At 59.7% G+C, this 22,364-nt stretch carries 22 protein-coding genes and 1 other RNA gene; 7 read left to right on the top strand and 16 right to left on the bottom strand.

Annotated features, from left to right (window positions below; translation table 11 throughout):
• Positions 1 to 44: 44 nt before the first annotated feature.
• Together rnpB and rsmI are read right to left on the bottom strand one after the other, a co-directional pair.
• An RNA gene (gene rnpB / locus ACXR0M_RS11750) (RNase P RNA component class A) lies at positions 45 to 398 on the bottom strand.
• Positions 399 to 471: 73 nt separating this feature from the next.
• Positions 472 to 1,377: a 16S rRNA (cytidine(1402)-2'-O)-methyltransferase gene (gene rsmI / locus ACXR0M_RS11745; RefSeq protein ID WP_458832040.1), complete on the bottom strand. Its 906-nt coding sequence runs from the start codon at positions 1,375 to 1,377 to the stop codon at positions 472 to 474.
• A gap of 177 nt (positions 1,378 to 1,554) precedes the next feature.
• Between rsmI and ACXR0M_RS11740 the strand changes: the two genes are divergently transcribed.
• From ACXR0M_RS11740 to ACXR0M_RS11725, 4 genes are all read left to right on the top strand, one after another.
• A complete protein-coding gene (locus ACXR0M_RS11740; RefSeq protein WP_458832039.1) occupies positions 1,555 to 3,366 on the top strand; it encodes a penicillin-binding protein activator in 1,812 nt (603 codons plus the stop codon).
• The gene (locus tag ACXR0M_RS11735) at positions 3,366 to 3,728 is read left to right on the top strand and encodes a YraN family protein (protein ID WP_458832038.1); all 363 of its coding nucleotides are present in this window, start codon (positions 3,366 to 3,368) and stop codon (positions 3,726 to 3,728) included. Before ACXR0M_RS11740 ends, ACXR0M_RS11735 begins: the two co-directional genes overlap by 1 nt.
• 104 nt (positions 3,729 to 3,832) lie before the next feature.
• Positions 3,833 to 4,426 (top strand): phosphoheptose isomerase, encoded by a 594-nt coding sequence (locus ACXR0M_RS11730; protein ID WP_007961622.1) that lies wholly within the window; start codon positions 3,833 to 3,835, stop codon positions 4,424 to 4,426.
• Positions 4,423 to 5,001: a BON domain-containing protein gene (locus tag ACXR0M_RS11725; RefSeq protein WP_458832037.1), complete on the top strand. Its 579-nt coding sequence runs from the start codon at positions 4,423 to 4,425 to the stop codon at positions 4,999 to 5,001. Before ACXR0M_RS11730 ends, ACXR0M_RS11725 begins: the two co-directional genes overlap by 4 nt.
• Before the next feature lie 148 nt (positions 5,002 to 5,149).
• On the opposite strand, the gene ACXR0M_RS11720 is transcribed toward ACXR0M_RS11725, so the two are convergent.
• The 7 genes from ACXR0M_RS11720 to rplM all read right to left on the bottom strand — a co-directional run bounded on the left by ACXR0M_RS11720 (position 5,150) and on the right by rplM (position 10,031).
• The gene (locus ACXR0M_RS11720) at positions 5,150 to 5,560 is read right to left on the bottom strand and encodes a ClpXP protease specificity-enhancing factor (protein WP_458832036.1); all 411 of its coding nucleotides are present in this window, start codon (positions 5,558 to 5,560) and stop codon (positions 5,150 to 5,152) included.
• 16 nt (positions 5,561 to 5,576) lie between these two features.
• Positions 5,577 to 6,194, bottom strand: a complete 618-nt coding sequence (locus ACXR0M_RS11715; protein WP_458832035.1) for a glutathione S-transferase N-terminal domain-containing protein — start codon at positions 6,192 to 6,194, stop codon at positions 5,577 to 5,579.
• 145 nt (positions 6,195 to 6,339) lie between these two features.
• On the bottom strand, positions 6,340 to 7,122 hold the full coding sequence (locus tag ACXR0M_RS11710) for a cytochrome c1 (protein WP_458832034.1): 783 nt from the start codon (positions 7,120 to 7,122) through the stop codon (positions 6,340 to 6,342).
• Positions 7,122 to 8,333, bottom strand: a complete 1,212-nt coding sequence (locus tag ACXR0M_RS11705) for a cytochrome b (protein WP_064589124.1) — start codon at positions 8,331 to 8,333, stop codon at positions 7,122 to 7,124. The genes ACXR0M_RS11710 and ACXR0M_RS11705 overlap by 1 nt, the downstream gene beginning before the upstream one ends.
• On the bottom strand, positions 8,333 to 8,926 hold the full coding sequence (gene petA / locus ACXR0M_RS11700; protein ID WP_003228055.1) for a ubiquinol-cytochrome c reductase iron-sulfur subunit: 594 nt from the start codon (positions 8,924 to 8,926) through the stop codon (positions 8,333 to 8,335). The genes ACXR0M_RS11705 and petA overlap by 1 nt, the downstream gene beginning before the upstream one ends.
• A gap of 269 nt (positions 8,927 to 9,195) precedes the next feature.
• Positions 9,196 to 9,588 carry a 30S ribosomal protein S9 gene (gene rpsI / locus ACXR0M_RS11695; protein ID WP_007961615.1) on the bottom strand — a complete coding sequence of 131 codons (393 nt, stop codon included), beginning with the start codon at positions 9,586 to 9,588 and terminating at the stop codon, positions 9,196 to 9,198.
• Positions 9,589 to 9,602: 14 nt separating this feature from the next.
• On the bottom strand, positions 9,603 to 10,031 hold the full coding sequence (gene rplM, locus ACXR0M_RS11690; protein ID WP_003228062.1) for a 50S ribosomal protein L13: 429 nt from the start codon (positions 10,029 to 10,031) through the stop codon (positions 9,603 to 9,605).
• A gap of 245 nt (positions 10,032 to 10,276) precedes the next feature.
• Here rplM and ACXR0M_RS11685 point away from each other — a divergent pair, with 245 nt between their 5' ends.
• A complete protein-coding gene (locus tag ACXR0M_RS11685) occupies positions 10,277 to 11,317 on the top strand; it encodes an NADP(H)-dependent aldo-keto reductase (protein ID WP_458832033.1) in 1,041 nt (346 codons plus the stop codon).
• Between the two features lie 88 nt (positions 11,318 to 11,405).
• Here ACXR0M_RS11685 and ACXR0M_RS11680 read toward each other — a convergent pair whose 3' ends face one another.
• Positions 11,406 to 12,542, bottom strand: a complete 1,137-nt coding sequence (locus ACXR0M_RS11680) for an acyl-CoA dehydrogenase family protein (protein ID WP_458832032.1) — start codon at positions 12,540 to 12,542, stop codon at positions 11,406 to 11,408.
• A 250-nt stretch (positions 12,543 to 12,792) separates the two neighbouring features.
• Here ACXR0M_RS11680 and ACXR0M_RS11675 point away from each other — a divergent pair, with 250 nt between their 5' ends.
• Positions 12,793 to 13,689, top strand: a complete 897-nt coding sequence (locus ACXR0M_RS11675) for a GlxA family transcriptional regulator (protein ID WP_458832204.1) — start codon at positions 12,793 to 12,795, stop codon at positions 13,687 to 13,689.
• Between the two features lie 186 nt (positions 13,690 to 13,875).
• Here the strand turns inward: ACXR0M_RS11675 and zapE are convergent, their stop codons facing one another.
• From zapE to ACXR0M_RS11660, 3 genes are all read right to left on the bottom strand, one after another.
• Positions 13,876 to 14,970, bottom strand: coding sequence for a cell division protein ZapE (gene zapE, locus ACXR0M_RS11670; protein ID WP_007961607.1), 1,095 nt, complete (start codon positions 14,968 to 14,970; stop codon positions 13,876 to 13,878).
• Between the two features lie 90 nt (positions 14,971 to 15,060).
• Positions 15,061 to 16,416 carry a tryptophan--tRNA ligase gene (locus ACXR0M_RS11665; protein ID WP_458832031.1) on the bottom strand — a complete coding sequence of 452 codons (1,356 nt, stop codon included), beginning with the start codon at positions 16,414 to 16,416 and terminating at the stop codon, positions 15,061 to 15,063.
• A 24-nt stretch (positions 16,417 to 16,440) separates the two neighbouring features.
• A complete protein-coding gene (locus ACXR0M_RS11660; protein ID WP_458832030.1) occupies positions 16,441 to 17,070 on the bottom strand; it encodes an alpha/beta hydrolase in 630 nt (209 codons plus the stop codon).
• Between the two features lie 144 nt (positions 17,071 to 17,214).
• On the opposite strand from ACXR0M_RS11660, the gene ACXR0M_RS11655 reads away from it, so the two are divergent.
• The gene (locus ACXR0M_RS11655; protein ID WP_027612195.1) at positions 17,215 to 17,649 is read left to right on the top strand and encodes a Z-ring associated ZapG family protein; all 435 of its coding nucleotides are present in this window, start codon (positions 17,215 to 17,217) and stop codon (positions 17,647 to 17,649) included.
• 316 nt (positions 17,650 to 17,965) lie between these two features.
• Here ACXR0M_RS11655 and ACXR0M_RS11650 read toward each other — a convergent pair whose 3' ends face one another.
• The 3 genes from ACXR0M_RS11650 to ACXR0M_RS11640 form a co-directional block, all read right to left on the bottom strand.
• Positions 17,966 to 18,700: an OmpA family protein gene (locus tag ACXR0M_RS11650; protein WP_007961595.1), complete on the bottom strand. Its 735-nt coding sequence runs from the start codon at positions 18,698 to 18,700 to the stop codon at positions 17,966 to 17,968.
• A gap of 114 nt (positions 18,701 to 18,814) precedes the next feature.
• Complete coding sequence (locus tag ACXR0M_RS11645) at positions 18,815 to 19,459, bottom strand: MBL fold metallo-hydrolase (RefSeq protein ID WP_458832029.1); 645 nt, start codon at positions 19,457 to 19,459, stop codon at positions 18,815 to 18,817.
• A gap of 63 nt (positions 19,460 to 19,522) precedes the next feature.
• Positions 19,523 to 22,255, bottom strand: coding sequence for a LuxR C-terminal-related transcriptional regulator (locus ACXR0M_RS11640; protein WP_458832028.1), 2,733 nt, complete (start codon positions 22,253 to 22,255; stop codon positions 19,523 to 19,525).
• Positions 22,256 to 22,364: the final 109 nt, after the last annotated feature.

Raw genomic sequence — 22,364 nt, 5'->3', positions numbered from 1 at the left:
ATACACAGACCTGATGCCTTTGATTCAAGCAGGGAAAGAAAAAGGTGGAGAGTCGATCTGTAAGCCGGGTTCTGTCTTGAACAGTCATTCGTCTACGATGGCCATCACTGGACATCTTTAGCAACCTACCCGGTCCCAGCGCGGGCCACGCCTTGGGACCCTATTTGGTCTTGCTCCAAGTGGGGTTTACCTAGCCACGAACTGTTGCCAGACGTGCGGTGCGCTCTTACCGCACCTTTTCACCCTTACCGGCGCCGAAGCGCTTAGGCGGTTATTTTCTGTGGCACTTTCCGTAGGCTCACGCCTCCCAGGCATTACCTGGCACTTCGCCCTATGGAGCCCGGACTTTCCTCCCCCCCCTAATTTTCATAGAGGGCAGCGACTGTCCGATCGACTCTCCGCCGCGAAGGTTAACGGCAGAGCGCCCGAAGAACAAGCGCTAATAGCCGCGCAACCCCTCTGCGCGACGGGTTACTCGCCCTTCTGCCGATCCAGCGCAACCTGATACAGCACGTTTTTGCGCTCACCGGTGATTTGCGCGGCCAACGCCGCGGCGCGCTTGAGCGGCATCTCTTCCAGCAGCAGATCCAGCACGCGCATCGCCTCGCTGCTGACTGCATCTTCGGACTCCGGCGCAGTCCAGCCAGCCACCAGCACCACGCATTCCCCACGCTGCTGATTGCTGTCGGATTCGACGAATGCACGCAGCTCGGCCAACGGCAGCCCCTTCAGTGTTTCGAAGGTCTTGGTGATTTCACGAGCCAGCAAGGCCTGACGCTCGCCACCGAACACCGCTTCCATGTCCTGCAGGCATTCGAGAATACGGTGCGGGGCTTCGTAGAAAATCAAGGTACGCGGCTCTTCCTTGACGGCTTCCAGGCGCGCCTTGCGCCCCACCGATTTGGCCGGCAGGAAACCTTCGAAGATGAAGCGATCCGACGGCAGCCCCGCCGCCGACAACGCCGCGATCAGTGCACAGGCGCCCGGCACCGGCACCACGTTGATCCCGGCCGCGCGCGCCTGGCGCACCAGGTGGTAACCCGGATCGGAAATCAGCGGCGTACCCGCGTCGGAAATCAGCGCGACGTTATCGCCCGCCAGCAAACGGGTGATAAAGCGGCTACCTTCATCACGTTCGTTGTGCTCGTGACACGCGGCCAGCGGCGTGCCGATGCCGAAATGCTGCATCAAGCGCGCCGAATGCCGCGTGTCTTCAGCGGCGATCAGTGCCACTTCGCGCAGGATCTTCAGGGCCCGGGCGCTGATGTCGTCCAGATTGCCGATGGGCGTCGCCACCACATATAGCGAGCCAGCAGCGGAATTCAAAGGACCTGGAGCAGTCAAAGCGCACACCTCATGATCGGTAAAAGCCGGCATTGTAACGCGTCACGCGCCTGACGATGCGTTCGCGCCGCTACCGGTTTTGCGCGTCTTTGTGCGGCACCGCAACATTTGCTTCAGCTAAATTGACGGTTTCACGCCACTAACATCGCGCCCCGGCCAGTGCTTGGGTACAATTCCACGCTAATTTGATCGAGTATCAGGAACACTTACATGATCGCTTGCCTGCGGCTGTTCACTGCCCTCTGCCTCGCTGCCTTGCTGGCGGCCTGCGCCAGTTCCCCTTCCTCCAGCCTTGGCGAACTTCCACGGACCCCGGATGCCAGCATCGAGCAACTGCTCGAACAGGCGACCCAGGCCAAGACGCCAGAAAAAGCCGCGCTGTTGCGCCTGAGCGCCGCCGACCTGGCTTATCGTCAGGGCAACGCTGGCCAGTCCGCACAGATCCTGCAACAAGTGCCAATGGAGCAGCTGAAGCCGGGCCAGCAGATTTTTGCCAGCACGCTGTCCGCTGAACTGGCGATGACCCGTAATCAGCCGAAAGCAGCGCTGACCGCCCTGAGCCACCCGAGCCTGCAGCAGTTGAGCCAGATGCCGGAGGAGCAGCAGGTGCGCACCGGCACCGTGCATGCCCGAGCACTGGAAGCCGACGGCCAGACCCTGGCTGCCGCTCGCGAGCGCATCTTCATCGCGCCAATGCTTGAAGGCGAAGCCGCCAGCAAGAACCACGAAGCGATCTGGACTCTGATCGCTTCGCTGCCCACCGATCAACTGCAACCCAACACGTCCGATGATCTCGGCGGCTGGATGGGCCTGGCGCTGGCGGTGAAAACCGCCGGTACCCTGGAACAGCAGCAAGCCGCGATCGATGCCTGGCGCGCGCAGAATCCAAAGCACCCTGCCGCAATCAACCTGCCGCTGCCACTGACCAAGCTCAAGGAACTGGCCAGCCAGCCGCTGAGCAAGATCGCCCTGCTGCTGCCGCAAGACGGCCCTCTGGCATCGGTCGGCAAAGCACTGCGTGAAGGTTTCATGGCCGCGCACTATCAAGCGCAACAGGCTGGCCAGAAGCCGCCGGCCATCGAGTTCTACGACAGCTCGAAGCTGACCTCGATGGACGAGTTCTACCGCAAGGCCCAGGCCGATGGCGTGCAACTGGTGGTCGGTCCGCTGGAAAAACCACTGGTCAAGCAACTGAGCACTCGCCCGCAACTGCCGATCACCACCCTCGCACTGAACTACAGCGAAGGTGATCAAGGTCCGGCGCAACTGTTCCAGTTTGGTCTGGCTGCTGAAGACGAAGCCCGTGAAGTGGCGCGCCGCGCCCGCGCCGACGGCTTGCACCGCGCCGCGATCATGGTGCCGAAAGGCGAATGGGGCGATCGTGTGCTGCGTGCATTCAGCCAGGACTGGCAAGCCAATGGCGGCAGCATTGTCGCCACCGAACGTGTCGATCAGCCAGTACAACTGGCCCAGCAGATCGCCGACATGTTCCAGCTGCGTCAGAGCGAAGCCCGCGCCAAGAGCCTGCAGAATGCCGCCGGCACCAACGTAGCCGCGCAGCCTTCGCGTCGCCAGGACATCGAATTCATCTTCCTCGCTGCCACCCCGCAACAGGCGCAGCAGATCAAGCCGACCCTGAACTTCCAGTACGCCGGTGACGTTCCGGTCTACGCCACCTCCCACGTCTATAGCGCCAGCGGCGACGTCAACCAGTACAACGACATGAACGGCATCCGCTTCTGCGAAACCCCATGGTTGCTGGAGGCCAATGACCCGCTGCGTCAGCAAGTCACCGCGCAATGGCCAGCCGCCGCCGGCAGCCTCGGCCGCCTGTACGCGATGGGCGTCGACGCTTACCGCCTGGCACCGCGCCTCGGTCAGCTCAAAGCCTTGCCGGACAGCCGCATCGAAGGCCAATCAGGCAGCCTCGGCATGACCCAGACTCAACGCGTGGTACGCCAGTTGCCATGGGCGCAGTTCGTCAACGGTCAGGTTCAACGCCTGCCGGATACTCCGCGCTGATGCCCGACAGCTCGCACCTGCAAAGCGGTAAAGATGCCGAGCGCCATGCGCTCGAGCATCTGCAACACCAGGGTCTGCGCCTGCTGGCGCAGAACTGGAGCTGCAAACGCGGCGAGCTGGATCTGGTCATGCTTGATGGCGATACAGTAGTATTCGTCGAAGTCCGCTACAGAAAAAACACTCAATGGGGTGGCGCGCTCGCTAGCATCGATGAGCGCAAACAGCAGAAACTGATTTTCGCCGCACAGTATTTTCTCCAGCGCGAGTCGCGCTGGGCCGACTCCCCTTGCCGCTTCGACGTGGTGGCCATCGACAGGCACCCGGATCAGTTGCAGTGGTTGCAGAATGCGTTCGATGGTTGATTCTCTGCACACCACCCCGGACACTTTCACCGACAATTTTTGCTCTTTGCATTGCGGGCTGCACATTCACGTGCCGAACAGCCGCGCTACTTAAGGTCACACAGATGGACATGCAATCCCGAATTCGCCAGCTTTTTCAGGCCAGTATCGACACCAAGCAACAGGCGATGGACGTACTTGCACCGCACATCGAGCAAGCCAGCCAGATCATGGTCAACGCCCTGCTCAACGAAGGCAAAATGCTTTCGTGCGGCAACGGCGGCTCTGCCGGCGACGCCCAGCACTTCTCGTCCGAACTGCTGAACCGCTTCGAGCGCGAACGTCCGAGCCTGCCGGCCATCGCCCTGACCACCGACAGCTCGACGATCACCTCCATCGCCAACGACTACAGCTACAACGAAGTGTTCTCCAAGCAGATCCGCGCACTGGGCCAACCGGGCGACGTGCTGCTGGCGATTTCGACCAGCGGCAACTCGGCAAACATTATTCAAGCTATCCAGGCCGCACATGATCGCGAAATGATTGTCGTAGCATTGACTGGCCGTGACGGCGGCGGCATGGCTTCGCTGCTGCTGCCCGAAGACGTCGAGATTCGCGTACCGGCCCATGTCACAGCACGTATTCAGGAAGTCCATCTGCTGGCGATCCATTGCCTCTGCGATCTGATCGACAGCCAACTGTTCGGGAGTGAAGAATGACCCCTAATCGCCTTGGCCTTCTGGCCTTGACCCTGTGCCTCGGCATCAGCGGCTGCACTTCGGTGGTGAATGCCAGCCGTGAAGCACCGATTGAAGACGACCGCGGCACCCGAACCTTCGGCAGCAAAATCGACGACTCGCTGATCGAGACCAAAGTCGGCGTTAACGTGGCCAAGGCCGACCCGGCCCTGGACAAGGATTCGCACATCGTCGTCACCAGCTTCAACGGCGTGGTACTGCTCGCCGGTCAGACCCCGCGTGAAGACCTCAAGGCCAAGGCCGAACAGGCCGCCGCCAACGTCCAGCGCGTGAAGAAAGTGCATAACGAACTGCAAGTGATTGCACCTTCGAGCTTCCTCGCCCGCCAGAACGACGCCTGGCTGACCACCAAGATCAAGACCCAGATGCTGGCTGATGCGAACATTCCAGGCTCGCGCATCAAGGTCGTGACCGAGAATGGCATCGTCTATCTGCTGGGCCTGCTGACCAAGCAGGAAGCGCAACAGGCAACCAATCTGGTGCAAAGCGTTTCCGGGGTGCAGAAGATTGTGAAGCTGTTCGAATACATCGACTGATACACCCCCATGTAGGAGCTGCCGCAGGCTGCGATCTTTTGATCTTGTTTTTATAGGATCAAGATCAAAAGATCGCAGCCTGCGGCAGCTCCTACAGAAGGAAAACAGGTAATAAAAAAAGGCGACCCATTCGGGTCGCCTTTTTTTATTACTTCACCACTTTCAGGCTTGGCCGGCCACTTGGGCGCGGCGGCTCGCTGTCCGGTGGTGGCGCGTCGTCATCCGGTTCGATTTCGTCGTCGTCCATCGGCGACTCGAGATCGAACACCATGCCCTGACCATTCTCCCGGGCATAGATACCCAGGATCGCACTGATCGGCACGTACAGGCTGTGCGGAACACCACCGAAGCGACCCTCGAAGGTCACCACGTCGTTGTCCATATGCAAATGGCGCACGGCGCTGGGCGAAATGTTCAGGACAATCTGCCCGTCACTGGCAAAACCCTGTGGCACCTGCACTGCCGGGTATTCGGAATTGACCAGCATGTGCGGGGTGCAATCGTTATCCACAATCCACTCGTAGAGCGCGCGGACCAGATAAGGTCGACTGGAGTTCATAGCGGCTCCTTAAGCCTTAGCGCATGTCGCGTTCGACGCCAGACAGACTCGCCTGGAACGCCTCACGCGCAAACGAGCGCTCCATATAATCAAGCAGCGGCTTGGCTGGCCGCGGCAGTTCAATACCCAGAATCGGTAAACGCCAGAGTATTGGCAATAGGCAGCAATCCACCAGACTTTGTTCCTCACTGAGGAAAAACGGCTTGTCGGCAAACAGCGGCGACACGCCGGTCAGGCTTTCACGCAATTCCTTGCGCGCCACGACGCGCGCGGCTTCCTTGGCTTTCGGATCCAGAATCAGATCCACCAGACCACACCAGTCGCGCTGAATACGATGAATCAGCAGACGGCTGTTGGCACGCGCCACCGGGTACACCGGCATCAGTGGCGGATGCGGGTAACGCTCATCCAGATATTCCATCACCACGGTCGACTCCCACAATGCCAGGTCGCGATCGACCAGCGTCGGGAGACTGCCATAAGGGTTCACCTCAATCAGTTTAGGCGGCTGACGACCAGCCTCCACGTAAATGATTTCGGCGCTGACACCCTTCTCTGCAAGCACGATGCGCACTCGGTGGGAATAGTGGTCGGCGGGGTCGGAGTAACAGGCCAACCGATTGGTCACGCCCATGGCGATCCTCCTCGCTTGTTGAAATTGTCGGAACCGGAAAAACGCGCGCGCCCAGAGGGCGCCTCCCGCAATGCCTGCTGAGCAGACGCTGCGTTGATGGAGGCGCCCTTGGGCGCGCGCGATTAACAGCAATGCTTGAAGCGTATCAGTGCACGTCTTTCCAGTATTCACGCTTGAGCAGGTAGGCGAACACAAAGAAGAACGCCAGGTACAGCAAGACGTAAGTACCGATGCGCTGATGTTGCAGCTTAACCGGGTTAGCCGAGTAAGCCAGGAAGGTTACCAGATTCTTGACCTTCTCATCGAACTGCTCTTCGTTCAGAGCACCGGATTTCGGCACGATGGTCAACTGATCGCACGCTTCATGGGTCAGCGGCGTGCCGGTCAGCGGATCGTATTGCTTCTTGCCGTCTTCGACGATCTGCACCTGTTTGCAACCCACCACCTGACGACCTTGCAGGCCGACCAGCACGTTAGGCATGCCGACGTTCGGGAAGACCTTGTTGTTCACGCCCCATGGACGTGCCGGATCTTCGTAGAACGAGCGCAGGTAACCGTAGAGCCAGTCGGTGCCACGTACGCGAGCGACCAGGGTCAGATCCGGTGGCGCCGCGCCGAACCAGGTCTTGGCGTCCGCCGGCTGCATGCCGATGTTCATGTGGTCGCCGATCTTGGCACCGGTGAATATCAGCTTCTCGAGCATCATTTCATGTGGAATGCCGAGGTCATCAGCCACCCGCTCGTAACGCTGGAACTTGGCACTGTGGCAACCCATGCAATAGTTGGCAAAGGTCCTCGCGCCATCCTGCAGAGCAGCTTTGTCGGACACGTCGATGTCGACTTTTTCCAGCTCCGGACCACCGTGTTCGGCGGCGAAAGACAGCACAGGCAGCGCAGCAAAAATCAGAGCAAAAAATAACTTTTTCATCAGCCAGTCACCCTTTCCGGAACCGGTTTGGTCTTCTCGAGCCTGGTGTAGAACGGCATCAGAATGAAGTAGGCGAAGTACAGGAAGGTGCAGACCTGCGATACCAGCGTGCGCTCCGGCGTCGGCGCCAGAACGCCCAGAATGCCGAGGATCACGAAGGAAATGCAGAACACCACCAGCCAGATCTTGCTCATCCAGCCCTTGTAGCGCATGGATTTGACCGGACTGCGGTCAAGCCACGGCAGGACGAACAGCAAGGCAATCGAGGCGCCCATGGCGATCACGCCCATGAGTTTGTCCGGGATCGCACGCAAGATCGCGTAGAACGGCGTGAAGTACCAGACCGGCGCAATATGCTCAGGTGTCTTGAATGGGTTGGCTTGCTCGAAGTTGGGTTTTTCGAGGAAGTAGCCGCCCATTTCCGGGAAGAAGAACACGATAAAGCAGAAAATGAACAGGAACACCACCACGCCGACAATGTCTTTGACGGTGTAGTACGGGTGGAAGGCAATGCCGTCCAGCGGGATGCCGTTTTCGTCTTTGTGCTTCTTGATATCGACGCCGTCCGGGTTGTTCGAACCCACTTCGTGCAGCGCCAGAATGTGCAGCACCACCAGACCGAGAATCACGATCGGCAGGGCCACGACATGCAGAGCGAAGAAGCGGTTCAGGGTGATCCCGGAGATCAGGTAGTCACCACGAATCCACTGGGTCAGGTCGTTGCCGATGACCGGAATCGCACCGAACAGCGAGATGATCACCTGGGCACCCCAGTAGGACATCTGGCCCCACGGCAGCAGATAACCCATGAACGCTTCAGCCATCAGCGCCAGGTAAATCAGCATGCCGAACACCCACACCAGCTCGCGGGGTTTCTGGTACGAACCGTAGAGCAGGCCACGGAACATATGCAGATAGACCACGATGAAGAATGCCGAGGCGCCGGTGGAGTGCAGCAAACGCAGGATCGAGCCGTACTCGACGTCGCGCATGATGTATTCGACGGACGCGAACGCCTCTTCTGCCGAGGGCGTGTAACTCATCGTCAGCCAGACACCGGTGACGATCTGGTTGACCAGCACCAGCAGCGCCAGCGAGCCGAAGAAATAGAAGAAGTTGAAGTTTTTTGGAGCGTAATACTTGCTGAGATGGTCTTCCCACATTTTGGTCGCGGGAAAGCGCGCATCAACCCAATCCATGAACTTGCTCATCACGCTTTCTCCGTATCGACGCCAATGACAATCAGGTCATCGGTCTCATAGGAATGCGGGGGAACTGGCAGGTTCAAAGGCGCAGGTTGCGACTTGTAGACGCGGCCAGCCAGATCGTAGTGGGAACCGTGGCACGGGCAGAAATAGCCGCCAACCCAGTCTTTACCCAGATCCGCAGGTGCCACTTCGGGACGGAAAGTCGGTGAGCAACCCAGGTGTGTGCAGATCCCGATCAGCAGCAGAATTTCCGGCTTGATCGAACGCACTTCAGGGTCGACATAGGTAGGTTGCGTGGAGTTTTTGGAAGTCGGATCGGAGAGCTGGCCCTCGATCTTCTTGAGATTCCCCAGGATTTCCGCAGTACGGCGGACAATGAACACCGGCTGGCCGCGCCATTCAGCAATCATCTGCTGTCCTGGCTCGATCTTGCTGACATTCACTTTCACCGGTGCACCGGCGGCTTTCGCCTTGGCACTGGGAAACCATGACCCCACGAACGGGACCGCAGCCCCCACCGCTCCTGCAGCACCCACCACGGATGTGGCTGCTACCAAGAAGCGACGCCGGCCTGCATTCACGCCGTCATTGCTCATTCAGTCCTCTCCCATCAGCTTTTTTGGCCTGTTAAATCAGGCATCTACTAAATAAATCAATGTTACTTATAAAAATTTTGCCGAGATGGTAATGAAAAGCCCCAATTCTGACAAGGGAATTACCCGGGGCTCCTACCCTCAAGCCTTGTAGTATAGGGGGTCTACGAATGTGGCAAGTTGTCACAGCGCAATTCTTCAATAAATTGCAGGCATAAAAAAACGCCCGATTCCGTGAGGAATCGAGCGTTCTTTTTGAACGTGGAAACGAATTAACGCTTCGAGTACTGCGGACGCTTACGCGCTTTACGCAGACCAACTTTCTTACGTTCAACTTCACGGGCGTCGCGAGTAACGAAGCCAGCTTTGCGCAGAGCGCTACGCAGGGTTTCGTCGTAGTCCATCAGGGCGCGAGTGATGCCGTGGCGGATTGCGCCAGCCTGGCCACTTACACCACCGCCGATGACAGTGACGTAGATGTCGAACTTCTCGACAGTCTCGGTCAGTTCCAGCGGCTGACGAACTACCATGCGGGCAGTTTCGCGGCCGAAGAACGAGTCCAGGGAGCGGTTGTTGATGGAGATGTTACCAGTGCCCGGACGCAGGAAAACGCGTGCGGTTGCGGTCTTGCGACGGCCAGTGCCGTAATTTTGAGTCGCCGACATAATGAACTATTCCGTTAAATCTTCAGTTCTTGGGGCTGCTGAGCAGTATGAGGGTGTGCAGCGCCCGCATAGACTTTCAGCTTACGGTACATGTCACGACCCAGCGGGTTCTTAGGCAGCATGCCTTTAACCGCGGTCTCGATCACGCGCTCAGGGGCCTTGGCGATCAGCTTTTCAAAGTTGATCGACTTGATGCCGCCCGGGAAACCGGAGTGGGAGTAGTACATTTTGTCAGTGGTTTTAGCGCCGGTTACACGGATCTGCTCGGCGTTGATGACGACGATGTAGTCGCCGGTGTCAACGTGAGGAGTGTACTCAGGCTTGTGCTTGCCACGCAGACGGCTCGCGATTTCGGTGGCCAGACGACCCAGGGTCTGACCAGCAGCGTCGACGACAAACCAGTCGCGCTTTACTGTTTCCGGTTTAGCAGTAAAAGTTTTCATTCTTTATAGCCTCAGGGGCCGCCTGTAAATTTAGACGGCGGATCTTACTGAATAGTGCGTACTTTGACAAGTCAAAGGCAGCCGGATACAGACGCTTTCGGGGGCTCGGGTCGGCGCGTCCGTTCAACGGCAAGATTCTTCGGCGGCGGCGCATCACTTCCACTGCAGAAAGAGGTCGGCAATTATGCAGATTGCGAAAAAATTATCAACCTGCTTTTATGATTGTTTTGCCCAAGGAGCACCCGATGGACTATCGCCAGCTAGGCCGTACCGACCTGAACGTGAGTGCAATCTGCCTCGGCACCATGACCTGGGGCGAGCAAAACACTGAAGCCGAAGCCTTCGCCCAGATCGAGCGGGCCAAGGAGGCCGGGATCAATTTCATCGACACCGCCGAGATGTACCCGGTGCCGCCGAAAGCCGAAACCTACGCCACCACCGAGCGCTACATCGGCAATTACTTCAAAAGTCGCGGTGATCGCGCCGACTGGATCCTCGCCAGCAAGATCGCCGGTCCGGGCAACACCATCGATTACATCCGCGACAAAAACCTGCGCCATAACCGTCAGCACATCACTGAAGCGGTGGATGCCAGCCTCAAGCGCCTGCAGACCGATTACATCGATCTCTACCAGTTGCACTGGCCGGAGCGCAGCACCAACTTCTTCGGACAGCTGGGCTACAAACACAAGATCGAAGCCAACCTGACGCCGCTCGAGGACACCCTCGAAGCGCTCGACGAACAGGTCAAGACCGGCAAGATCCGCCACATCGGCCTGTCCAACGAAACGCCGTGGGGCACCATGCGTTTCCTCGCACTCGCCGAAGCCCGTGGCTGGCCGCGCGCGGTGTCGATCCAGAACCCGTACAACCTGCTCAACCGCAGCTTCGAAATCGGTCTGGCAGAGATCGCCATCCGCGAACAGTGCGGCCTGCTCGCCTACTCACCACTGGCGTTCGGTTTCCTCTCGGGCAAGTACGAGGGCGGCGCGCGCCCACCGAAAGGCCGCCTTAGCCTCTACAGCCGCTTCAGCCGCTACTTCAACGCGCAATCGGAAGCCGCTTGCAGCCGCTACGTGGCACTGGCCCGTGAACACGGTCTGGATCCGGCGCAAATGGCGCTGGCGTTTGTCACTCAGCAACCGTTCGTCACCAGCAACATCATTGGCGCGACCACGCTTGAGCAACTGGACAGCAACATTGCCAGTTTCGACCTGAAGCTTTCCGATGAAGTGCTGGCGGGGATCGAGGCGATTCACAAGGAGCATCCGAATCCGGCGCCGTAAGTAAAAAGATCGCAGCCTGCGGCAGCTCCTACAGGGTTCACGCCGATCCCGTGTAGGAGCTGCCGCAGGCTGCGATCTTTTCAGCCTTTCACAGCGACCGCGCAATGATCTCCTTCATGATTTCATTGGTGCCGGCATAAATCCGCTGCACCCGCGCATCCGCCCACGCCCGGGCCACCGGGTATTCCCACATGAAGCCGTAGCCGCCGTGCAACTGCACGCATTCGTCGAGCACCTTGCATTGCAGGTCGGTGCCCCAATACTTGGCCATCGCCGCCGTCGGCACATCCAGCTTGCCCTGCAGATGCAACTCCAGACAGCGGTCGACGAAGACCCGGCCAATCTGTATTTCGGTAGCCATCTCCGCCAGTTTGAAACGGGTGTTCTGGAAGTCGGCAATCGCCTTGCCAAACGCCTTGCGATCACGGGTGTAATCCAGCGTCCATTGCAACGCAGCTTCGGCTGAGGCCAGCCCCCCGATCGCTACGGTCAGGCGCTCCTGTGGCAACTCCTGCATCAAATAGGCAAACCCCGCCCCGGCCTGCCCCAGCAGGTTTTCCTTCGGCACCCGCACGTCCTGAAAGAACAATTCCGACGTGTCCTGAGCCTTCATTCCGACCTTTTCCAGGCGTTTGCCCTTCTCGAAACCCGGCGTACTCGCTTCCACCACAAACAGGCTGGTGCCCTTGGCGCCAGCCTTCGGATCGGTCTTGGCGACGACAATCACCAGATCAGCCAGAAAGCCGTTGGTGATAAAGGTCTTGGAACCGTTGATCACGTACTCGTCGCCATCCAGCACCGCGGTAGTCTTGACCCCTTGCAGATCGGAGCCTGCGCCCGGTTCGGTCATGGCGATGGCACTGACCATCTCGCCCGAGACCAGTTTCGGCAGGTACTTGTGCTTCAGCGCTTCGCTGCCGTAATGCAGGATGTACGGCGCGACGATATCCGAGTGCAGCGAGAAACCGATACCGGTCAGCCCGAGACGTCCGACCTCCTCGATCACCACCGCGCTGTACAGAAAGTCCGCCCCCAGGCCGCCGTATTCTTCCGGCAGATGCGAACAGAGCATCCCCGCCTCCCCCGCCTTGTTCCACAGCTCGCGGTCGATGTGGCCTTGTTTCTCCCATTGCGCATGAAACGGCACCGCCTCTTTTTCGAGGAAGGTTCGTACGCTGTCGCGGAACAATTCGTGCTCGGAGCTGAACAAGGTTCTGGGGATCATGCGGCACCTTTCTGTCTTGTTGGAGGGATATGCCTTTCAGAGACTAAGCCCCACCCCCGCTACAGGACACTGGACACATCCGACAAAAAATAAGACGATCCAGCCGTCTGGTGACCACTTTCCCTTATAAAAACAAAACAAAAGTTGAATTATGTCCAAGCAAGTCTCCACGCCCTTGCGGCGCGTCAGCATCCTGGCAATCGACCGGGTTTTCGCATCCACCCTCATGCAGGCCAAGGATTTCTTCCATCTGGCCAGTCTGCGTTACGGCAAACAACTGGGCCACGGCCTGACACCGGCGTTCGAAACACGTCTGGTCAGCCCCGATGGCAGACCGGTAAACAGCTTCAGTGACGTGGTGATGCCGGTGGACGGCGGCCTGGAAAACGCCGACGTCATCATCCTCCCGGCGTTCTGGGATGATTTCGATACGTTGTGCAAACGCTATCCACAGATCCTGCCGTGGCTGCGCGAACAGCATGCCCGTGGCGCCGTGCTGTGCGGCGAAGCCACCGGGGTCTTCTGGCTGGCCGAGGCCGGATTGCTCAACGGCAAGGAAGCGACCACCTACTGGCGCTTCTTCAATGCCTTCGCCGAGCGCTTCCCCAAGGTCTACCTGAATCAGGACAAGCACCTGACCGACGCCGACAATCTGTATTGCGCTGGCGGCACCACTTCGGCCTGCGACCTGTATATCTACCTGATCGAACGCTTCTGCGGCGCCAACGTCGCGCAAGCGGTGGCCCGCGACATTCTTTACGAAGTGCAGCGCAGCTATTCGCCGGGGCGCATCGGGTTCGGCGGGCAGAAGCTGCATCAGGACGTGATTATCCTGCAGATCCAGCACTGGCTCGAAGAGCATTTCGCCGACAAGTTCCGCTTCGAAGACGTCGCCCGCGAACACGGCATGAGCATCCGCAACTTCATGCGGCGCTTCCAGACCGCCACCGGCGACAAGCCGCTGCACTACCTGCAGCGCCTGCGCATCGAGACCGCCAAGGGCCTGTTGTCCGGTAGCCGCAAGAGCATCAAGACCATCAGTTATGAGGTCGGCTACGACGATGCGAGCTTCTTTGCGCGACTGTTCCGCCAGCACACCGAACTGTCGCCGAACCAGTATCGGCAGCAGTTTCAGCAGGCTGCCTAGTTCTCAAAGCACGCGCAGATCCCTTGTGGGAGCGGGCTTGCTCGCGAAGGCGGTGCATCAGTCGACATTAATGCTGAATGACACTCCGCTTTCGCGAGCAAGCCCGCTCCCACAGGGTTCGAGGTGAATTTCAGATACAAAAAAAGGCCTGCGATTGCAGGCCCTTTTTTTGTCTCGCTAAACGGCTTAAGGCTTGTGCGCCCGCGACAGGAATTCGTGCGATTGCATCTCCAGCAGACGGCTGAGCGTGCGCTGGAATTCGAACGTCAGGCGTCCGCCGGTGTACAGGTCCTTCAACTCGACCTCGGCAGAAATGATCAGCTTGACGTTCCGGTCGTAGAACTCGTCGACCATGTTGATGAAGCGGCGAGCGATGTCGTCGGTGGTGACGCTCATCTGCTCGACACCGCTGAGCAGCACGGCGTGGAAGATCTTGCCCAGTTCGATGTAGTCGTTCTGGCTGCGCGGGCCGTCGCACAGTTCGCGGAAGTCGAACCAGGCCACGTCATCGCAGGTGCGCAGGGCACGGATTTCGCGGTTCTCGATGATCAACACATCGTTCTCGACCGCAGCGGTGCATTCCGGGGTCAGTGCCTTGAAGCTCTTGCGCAGGCTTTCGTGCGCCGCTTCGTCCAGCGGATAGTGGAACAGCTCCGCCTGTTCGAGGTGGCGCAGACGATAGTCGACACCGCTGTCGACGTTGACGATTTCGGTGTTCTGCTTGATCAGCGCGATGGCCGGCAGGAAGCGTGCGCGTTGCAGACCGTCCTTGTACAGACCGTCCGGCACGATGTTCGAAGTGGCGACCAGGGTCACGCCGTTCTTGAACAGTTCCTCCATCAGCGTGCCGAGAATCATCGCGTCGGTGATGTCCGAGACGAAGAACTCATCGAAGCAGATCACCCGCGATTCAGCCGCAAAGCGCTTGGCGATGATGGTCAGCGGGTTTTTCTCACCGCCGAGGGTTTTCATCTCTTCGTGCACGCGCTTCATGAAGCGGTGGAAGTGGGTGCGGGTCTTTTCCTTGAACGGCAGCGCTTCGAAGAAGGTGTCGACCAGGTACGTCTTGCCGCGGCCCACGCCGCCCCAGAAGTACAGACCCTTGACCGGCGTCTGATCCTTTTTGCCAAACAGCTTGCCCAGCAAACCCGGCTTGTTCTGCTCGGCCGCGATCAGATCGTCGTACAGGCGCTGCAGATGACGCACAGCAGTTTCCTGCGCGGCGTCATGGAAGAAGTCCGGGCGTTTCAGATCAGCTTGATATCGTTCTAGGGGCGTCATAATTCGTTAGCAAGGCAACAAAAACGGGCCGTCACTGTAGCGACGGCCCGTGGGAATGGCAATCGGCCCTTGGTCGGGCCGCGCCGCGGATTAGTCCTGGACCGGGGTCAACGCCACCCGCAGAGCCGCGATGGCCGCGTCCCGCGCAGCAGCATCGGCGAACGCCGGGCTGTCGCCGACGCACTCACCTTCCAGCCACACGCTGAAACTCAGATCAGCATTGCGCACATCCAGCGGCTGGCCGGATTGCAGCTGCTTGGCCACTTGGCCGGCGGCCTTGCCGTCGGCAAAGTTGCGCGACAGCAGCAGTTGCTCGCCATCGGCCGCCAACAGACGGAAGCGGAAGCTGCCATCGTCTTCACGGAAGCTGACGAAGCGCGCGGCTTTCGCCGCCTTCTTCTTGGTTGTCGCGGCAACCTGCACTTGATTGACGAAGGAACGCAGGCCAACCGCTTCACGCAATTCGTTGAGGAACGGCGTCGCCACGGCACGGGCCTTCTTGGCGCCAATCTGCAGGATGTCTTCCAGGTCCGCCGGACGCTCGATCAACTGGTGATACTTGTCGCGGGCTTCGCCCAGTTCGTTGTCGAGCAACTGGAACAGACGATTCTTCGCCTCGCCCCAGCCCAGACCGCCGAGCAGTTCGCTGCGGAACTCGTCAGCCTGCGCAGGTGTGGCGAACGCCTGGAACAGGGTGAACAGATGCGAGTTGTCCGGATCTTTGGCTTCGCCTGGCGCTTTGGAGTCGGTGACGATCCGCGAGATCGCGTCCTTCATCTCTTTGGCGCTGGAGAACAACGGAATGGTGTTGTCGTAGCTCTTGGACATCTTGCGCCCGTCGAGGCCTGGCAACGTGGCCACGCTCTCTTCGATCAGCGCTTCGGGCATGGTGAAGAACTCCTTGCCCTGGCCGAACAGGTGGTTGAAGCGCTGGCCGATGTCGCGAGCCATTTCCACGTGCTGGATCTGGTCACGGCCGACCGGGACCTTGTGTGCATTGAACATCAGGATGTCCGCGGCCATCAGCACCGGGTAGCTGTAGAGGCCCATGGTGATACCGGCGTCCGGGTCTTCACCGGTCTCGACGTTCCTGTCCACCGAAGCCTTGTAGGCGTGCGCACGGTTGAGCAGGCCTTTGGCGGCGACGCAGGTCAGCAGCCAGGTCAGCTCGGGGATTTCCGGGATGTCGGACTGGCGATAGAAGGTCACACGCTCGACATCCAGGCCACCGGCCAGCCAGGTCGCGGCGATTTCCAGACGCGAGCGCTGGATGCGCAGCGGGTCATCGCATTTGATCAGGGCGTGGTAGTCGGCCAGGAAGTAGAACGAATCGGCATTGCTGTCGCGGCTGGCAAGGATCGCCGGGCGGATGGCGCCGGCGTAGTTGCCCAGGTGCGGCGTGCCGGTGGTGGTGATGCCGGTGAGGATACGGGTACGGTTCGTCATGGGTAATCGCTTGTCAGACTGCAATCAATTCGAGAGACGCGGCAGGATCAGATCCTTGAGATCGGTCAGCTTGCCATGAAAAAAGTGTCCGCATTCTGCCACTTTCAGCAGCTCATGGGGGCGCTGGAGTTTTTCCGACCAGTCGTAGACCCGCTGTGGATCGATGACTTCGTCGGTTTCCGGCTGGATCACGGTCAGCGCACCGTGCTGTGGCAGTTGATCCTGCTCGCCCAGGCGCATCACCGCTGGGGCGACCATGAACAGCTGCTTGAGCTGCACGCCCTGGGCTTCGAGACGGCCGCCGAGACTTGCTGCAACAAATCCACCGAAGGAGAAACCGAACAGGGTCAGCGGCAGATCCGGGTGTTTTTCCTGCAGCCATGCAGCCGCAGCCTGGGCATCGTCGACTTCGCCAGTGCCCATGTCATGCGAGCCTTCGCTGGCACCGACGCCGCGATAGTTGAAGCGCAAGGTAATCAGACCCGCGTCGCGTGCGGTGCGCTGCAGGGTCGAGACCACCTTGTTGAGCATGGTGCCGCCCTGCACCGGGTTCGGATGGCAGATCAGCGCGATGCCGATTGGCTGCTCGTTATCCAGGTACAGAGACTCAAGTTGACCCACCGGGCCGTCAATCACTACAGGGGTTTCACGCATCAGCAAGGAAGGAACTCCGTGACCTCGAATCGGGTCGACTCGTCTAGCAAATTGTCTGTGCCAATCTATTGCGAGTGAATCGCGGTATACAGCGCAGGTTCGAGCCGTTAACGTAAAGCAAAGCCGTTTATAGAGGAAGGACTCGTGGAACACTCGCTCTTAGTTTGGTTGTTACCGACTCTTGCCCTGGTTGTGGGTGTCGCCATTGGATTCCTGATCGCGCGCGTTGCGCCGAACGCCGCGCCGAGCCGTACGCAGCGTCAACTGGATGATATCCAGGAGCGTTTCGACAGTTATCAAAACGAGGTGGTCACCCACTTCAACAGCACCGCGACGCTGGTCAAGAAACTGACCCAGAGCTATCAGGAAGTGCAGGATCATCTCGCCGAGGGCGCCAATCGTCTGGCCCTGGACGAGCAGACCCGTCAACGCCTGATCGCCGCTTTGCACGCCGATGCCGCCCAGGCACCGCGCGAACGCCTGACGCCACCGCGCGATCAGGAGCCGCCACGCGACTACGCGCCAAAAGCCCCGAACTCGCCGGGCATGCTCGATGAGCATTATGGTTTGAAGAAGTAATCGGGTTTCGCGCCCAACAAAAAGCCCCCGGACAATTTGATTGTCCGGGGGCTTTTTTGTATCTGATTTATGCCTGAACGCAATTCCCATGTGGGAGCGGGCTTGCTCGCGAAGGCGTCGTGTCAGTCAGTACATCTGAAGCTGATACATCGCATTCGCGAGCAAGCCCGCTCCCACAGGGTCATGTGTGGAACACAAATTTTGTGTACGCCATCAATACCTGTGGGAGCGGGCTTGCCCGCGAAGAGGCCGGCACAGACCACACAAAAAAATGCCCGATCACCAGGACCGGGCATTTCTTCATTCAGCCATTGCGTTACGGATACTGCTGAACCGTACCCGGCTGTTGCTGCTGACCACCGTATTGCTGACCCGGAATCGCCTTCAGGTTGACTTCAACGCGGCGGTTCTGCGCGCGGCCATTGACGTCGCCGTTGCTGGCAATCGGGTTATCCGGACCGGCGCCACGGGCCGACAGGTTGGCACCACTGACGCCTTGCGAAGTCAGGTAAGTAGCCACGCTCTGCGCGCGACGCTGGGACAGGTCCATGTTGTGCTGACGGCTGCCAGTGCTGTCGGTGTAACCAACGATTTCGATCTGGTTCTGGTTGAACTCTTTCAGCGAGTTCGCCAGGTTATTCAGCGGCTGGTAGAAGCTTGGCGCGATGTTCGCCGAGTCGGTGGCGAAGGTAATGTTGCCCGGCATGATCAGCTTGATCTGATCACCCTGACGCTGCACTTCAACCCCGGTGTTGGCCATGCTGGCGCGCAGTTTTTTCTCCTGCTGGTCGGCGTAGTAACCGTAGCCGGCCGCCGAAGCGCCCACTACTGCGGCGCCGATCAACGCACCCTTGCCACGGTTGTTGTGGTCGATGGCGGCCCCCGCCAGGGCACCGGCCAGCGCGCCGAGACCACCGTACTTGGCGGTTTTGCTCATGCCTTGCGAGCCACCGTCGGCCTGCCCCTGATTGTCATACGGGTTGGGCGAAGCGCAGCCGGCCAACATGGCTACAGCGGTAGCAACAATAATCAAACGAGGCGTGGTGAACATGAAGTGCTCCTGGTTTTCGCATTCTGTGTGGCAGCGGCCATAGGCAATAGACCTTGGCGGGCGTTGGATCATGACAATGCACAAAAATTCCGCCGCACACCCGTGACAAAATGTTTAGGCGCGGACGAACGGGTTTTCGCGCATTTCATCGCCAAGACGCGTGTCCGGACCATGCCCGGTCACCACAACTGCGTCTTCGTCCAGCGTGTACAGCCGCTGCTTGATCGATCGCACGATGGTCGCCTGATCGCCGCCCCATAAATCCGTGCGCCCTACCCCGCGACGAAACAACGTGTCGCCGGCAATCAACAGCTTAGCCTCGGAAAACCAAAAGCTCATGGAACCTGGCGTATGTCCCGGCGTATGCAGCGCCACGCCGCAGCCGCAGGCCAGTTCTTCATCGTCACTGAGCCAGCGATCCGGTGCTGGAACGGGCGTGTACGGTACCTCGAACATCTGGCACTGCATCTCGAGGTTGTCCCACAGGAACTGGTCTTCCTTGTGCAGATGCAAGGTTGCGCCGGTTTTATCCTTCATCTGGCCGGAGGCGAGGAAGTGATCGAGATGTGCATGGGTGTGGATGATGCTGACCACTTTCAGACCGTGGGCATCGAGACGCGCCATGATCAGATCGGGGTTGCCGCCAGGATCGACGACGATGGCTTTCTTGCTGATCGGATCGCCGATTATCGTGCAGTTACACTGCAGCGGGCCGACGGGAAAGGTTTCGCGGATGAGCGCAGGTGCTGGGACAGTCATGAGGCAATCCTGATCAAGATTCGATGGCGCTGGAAACCGCCGATGCCGGAGATTTTACCGACACTAGATCATTAACCCCAGCGCCTTGGCCCGCGCCACCGCTTGCGTACGTCGCTCCACGCCCAGCTTGCTGTTGATATGGCTGGCATGGGTTTTCACCGTATGCAATGAAATGAACAGTTGCTCGCTGATTTCCTGATTCGAACAGCCTTGAGCAATCAAGCGCAGCACCGCCAGTTCGCGGCTACTGAGTTGTTCGGCAGCGGCGCACTCGAGCGCAGGACGAGCGACCGTCAACGGAAAATGCTCCAGCAACGGCTGACCTGCCAGTGCCGGCGTGTTCTGCAACTGGCTTCGCAGCCAGTCCGGATGCTCTCTGATCAGAGCGGCAAACGGCTGTATCACGCCGCCCGCCGCTGCTTCGAGCGCCTGGCTCAAGGCCTTGCGTGCTTCGGGTTCGCGGCCAGTGCTCAACAACAGCGTCACCTTTTGCGCCAGCGCCATCACGCACAGCAACTGGCGACCGGTCTGCTGGCCGTTTTCCAGCAACACGTTCAAGCGCCCTTCGGCGAGCATCGGCTGCCCCTGAATCACATCGAGCAACGCCTGTTGCAGCTCGACATGCAACGGCAACTGCGGATGAAACTCCGGTGGCGCGGCGGCGCGTTCGCCGGTGTAGGTCTGGCCCAGGCGTGCCAGCCACGCTTCGGCCAGATCGGTGCGGCCCTGCGCCAGCCACAGTTCGCATTTGACCAGCGTGATCATTGCCAGATAGTAGATCGGCGGCACGTCCCAGATGTGCATCAAGCGCTCGGCTTCGGCGAGTTCGGCGAAGGCCTTGGCGAACTCGCCGGCGCTGCCGTCCAGACGGGCGATCACGCAATGGCCGATCAATACGCTGATATCGCGACAGGCCCGCGCTTCAGCCAGACCGCTGAGCAATCGAACCCGGGCCTGCTGCGTCTGCAAGCGCATGGACAATAGAAAACCTTCGTACAAAGTCAGCCGCGCCCGCACTGCGTACAGACGCTGCGAGGACAATCCGCGCAAGCGTTCCAGGCCCTGATGGACTTCATCCAGTGCACGCAGAATCTCGCCACGGGCCTGTAACACTCGCGCCCGATCATAATGCGCCAGCGCCTCGAACAACGGGTTGCCGACTCGCTGCGCCAGCTCAAGCGACTCGCGATTCAACCCCCGGGCGCGCCACAGATCACCATCGGCAATCGCCAGATTGGACAAGGTCGACAGGCACATCAAGCGTTGCCCGTAACGTTTCACCGGCAGGCTTTCCAGCGCCTCGCTGCAATAACGCTGGGTCAGCTCACGATGCCCGCGACCACGGGCGATGATTCCGCTGAGCGCGAGCCATTGCGCGAGCATCGACTTCTGCGCCGAAGCCGAGGGAGCCGGCAGAAAACGACTGAGATGGCTGGCCAACTCTTCAGCGGCATCGAGTTGACAGGCCAGCCCCAGCGCCCAGCTGTACAACACGATCAACCGAGGCGTGCTGATCAGCAGGCTGTCGGGCAAGTCCATTTTCCAGCGCAGCAGCATGCCGACGTTCTGCTCGGCGAGCAGTTGTTCCTCGGAGAGGTTCTGCACCAGATTCGCCGCGACATCCAGATGACCGGCGCGCAGGGCCTGCTCCACCGCTTCGTCCAATAACCCTTGAGCATTGAACCAACGGCAGGCGCGCAGATGCAGGGTTGCCGCCGGCACCAGCGTCTGGGTGACAGGCCGGCTGCGCAGCAGATCGGAAAACAGGTGGTGATAGCGATACCAGTGCCCGTGTTCGTCCAGCGGTACCAGAAACACCTGATGCGCCAGCAGAAACCGCAGGATTTCACCGCTGTCGTGGGCTTCGCGCACCGCATCGCACAGCTCGCTGCAAAAGCGCTCCTGAGGGGCTGTGTCATAGAGGAACGCCTGCACCTCGGGCGGGAGGCAATCGATGACCTCTTCCAGCAGGTAATCGCGGATCAGCCCTTCCCCGCCATTCAGCGCGGGCGGCAACGCGGCCTCGCTGCCAGCCTCGGACACCGCGAGCAACCAGAAGCGCAGCCCGGCAACCCAGCCTTCACTGCGCTGGATCAGGTTTTCCAGGGCCTCGCCGCGCAATGAACTGCTGTGCCGATCGAGCAGCAACCGGGCTTCATCGTGAGTCAGGCGCAGGTCCTGTTCATGCAGTTCGAGCAATTGGCGCGACAGGCGCAGACGCGCCAGATGCCAGTCCGGGCGTTGGCGGCTGGTGACCATGACCAACAAGCCGTCGGGCAAGTGATTGAGGAAAAACTGCAGGCAGCGGTCGAGCACCGGGCCTTGGGCGAGATGGTAATCGTCGAGCACCAGCAACAGCGGCGCCGTCGGTTGCAGTTGCAGCGCCAGCTCATCGAGCAAACCGTCGAGCCATTCTTCGAAGGCAAACGGCTGATGACGCTGACGCATCTTCAACAGACCGAGCGCGCGGCTGCCCAACTGCGGAAAGTAGTCCTGCAGGCCTTCGAGCAAGCGCTCGAGAAAGCGTCCCGGGTCGTTGTCCCGTGGGCTCAAGCCCAACCACAGGCTTTGCCAGTGCGCCGGCAGGCTCTGACAGAACTCCACCGCCAGCGAACTCTTGCCGAAACCTGCCGGAGCGCAGACCAGCAACAGGCGTCCACCGAGCCCGGCACTCAGGCGCTCACACAGACGCGGTCGCAATACGTAACCCTCGGGCAATGGCGGGCGAAAAAAACGCCCGTCCAGTGCCGCGACGGCAACGCTTGCAGGACCCGGTAGCGGGGACAGATCAGTCATGGCCGGCTCTTGTTTGAATGGCGGTTGGCGGCGTAGCAGATGTCCGCAGACTAGCGGTAAACGTAGAGGGTTTGAAGGTTATTGCTACAAATGGCTACAAAAAGACTAC

It is taken from the genome of Pseudomonas sp. Eth.TT006 (assembly GCF_054456575.1).
This window is presented reverse-complemented; position numbering and strand designations above follow the sequence as displayed.

Excerpts from the sequence above, each read along its gene's own strand:
- rsmI (WP_458832040.1), bottom strand. The coding sequence starts at position 1,377 with ATGCCGGCTTTTACCGATCATGAGGTGTGCGCTTTGACTGCTCCAGGT.
- ACXR0M_RS11740 (WP_458832039.1), top strand. The coding sequence starts at position 1,555 with ATGATCGCTTGCCTGCGGCTGTTCACTGCCCTCTGCCTCGCTGCCTTG.
- ACXR0M_RS11735 (WP_458832038.1), top strand. The coding sequence starts at position 3,366 with ATGCCCGACAGCTCGCACCTGCAAAGCGGTAAAGATGCCGAGCGCCAT.
- ACXR0M_RS11730 (WP_007961622.1), top strand. The coding sequence starts at position 3,833 with ATGGACATGCAATCCCGAATTCGCCAGCTTTTTCAGGCCAGTATCGAC.
- ACXR0M_RS11725 (WP_458832037.1), top strand. The coding sequence starts at position 4,423 with ATGACCCCTAATCGCCTTGGCCTTCTGGCCTTGACCCTGTGCCTCGGC.
- ACXR0M_RS11720 (WP_458832036.1), bottom strand. The coding sequence starts at position 5,560 with ATGAACTCCAGTCGACCTTATCTGGTCCGCGCGCTCTACGAGTGGATT.
- ACXR0M_RS11715 (WP_458832035.1), bottom strand. The coding sequence starts at position 6,194 with ATGGGCGTGACCAATCGGTTGGCCTGTTACTCCGACCCCGCCGACCAC.
- ACXR0M_RS11710 (WP_458832034.1), bottom strand. The coding sequence starts at position 7,122 with ATGAAAAAGTTATTTTTTGCTCTGATTTTTGCTGCGCTGCCTGTGCTG.
- ACXR0M_RS11705 (WP_064589124.1), bottom strand. The coding sequence starts at position 8,333 with ATGAGCAAGTTCATGGATTGGGTTGATGCGCGCTTTCCCGCGACCAAA.
- petA (WP_003228055.1), bottom strand. The coding sequence starts at position 8,926 with ATGAGCAATGACGGCGTGAATGCAGGCCGGCGTCGCTTCTTGGTAGCA.
- rpsI (WP_007961615.1), bottom strand. The coding sequence starts at position 9,588 with ATGTCGGCGACTCAAAATTACGGCACTGGCCGTCGCAAGACCGCAACC.
- rplM (WP_003228062.1), bottom strand. The coding sequence starts at position 10,031 with ATGAAAACTTTTACTGCTAAACCGGAAACAGTAAAGCGCGACTGGTTT.
- ACXR0M_RS11685 (WP_458832033.1), top strand. The coding sequence starts at position 10,277 with ATGGACTATCGCCAGCTAGGCCGTACCGACCTGAACGTGAGTGCAATC.
- ACXR0M_RS11680 (WP_458832032.1), bottom strand. The coding sequence starts at position 12,542 with ATGATCCCCAGAACCTTGTTCAGCTCCGAGCACGAATTGTTCCGCGAC.
- zapE (WP_007961607.1), bottom strand. The coding sequence starts at position 14,970 with ATGACGCCCCTAGAACGATATCAAGCTGATCTGAAACGCCCGGACTTC.
- ACXR0M_RS11665 (WP_458832031.1), bottom strand. The coding sequence starts at position 16,416 with ATGACGAACCGTACCCGTATCCTCACCGGCATCACCACCACCGGCACG.
- ACXR0M_RS11660 (WP_458832030.1), bottom strand. The coding sequence starts at position 17,070 with ATGCGTGAAACCCCTGTAGTGATTGACGGCCCGGTGGGTCAACTTGAG.
- ACXR0M_RS11650 (WP_007961595.1), bottom strand. The coding sequence starts at position 18,700 with ATGTTCACCACGCCTCGTTTGATTATTGTTGCTACCGCTGTAGCCATG.
- ACXR0M_RS11645 (WP_458832029.1), bottom strand. The coding sequence starts at position 19,459 with ATGACTGTCCCAGCACCTGCGCTCATCCGCGAAACCTTTCCCGTCGGC.
- ACXR0M_RS11640 (WP_458832028.1), bottom strand. The coding sequence starts at position 22,255 with ATGACTGATCTGTCCCCGCTACCGGGTCCTGCAAGCGTTGCCGTCGCG.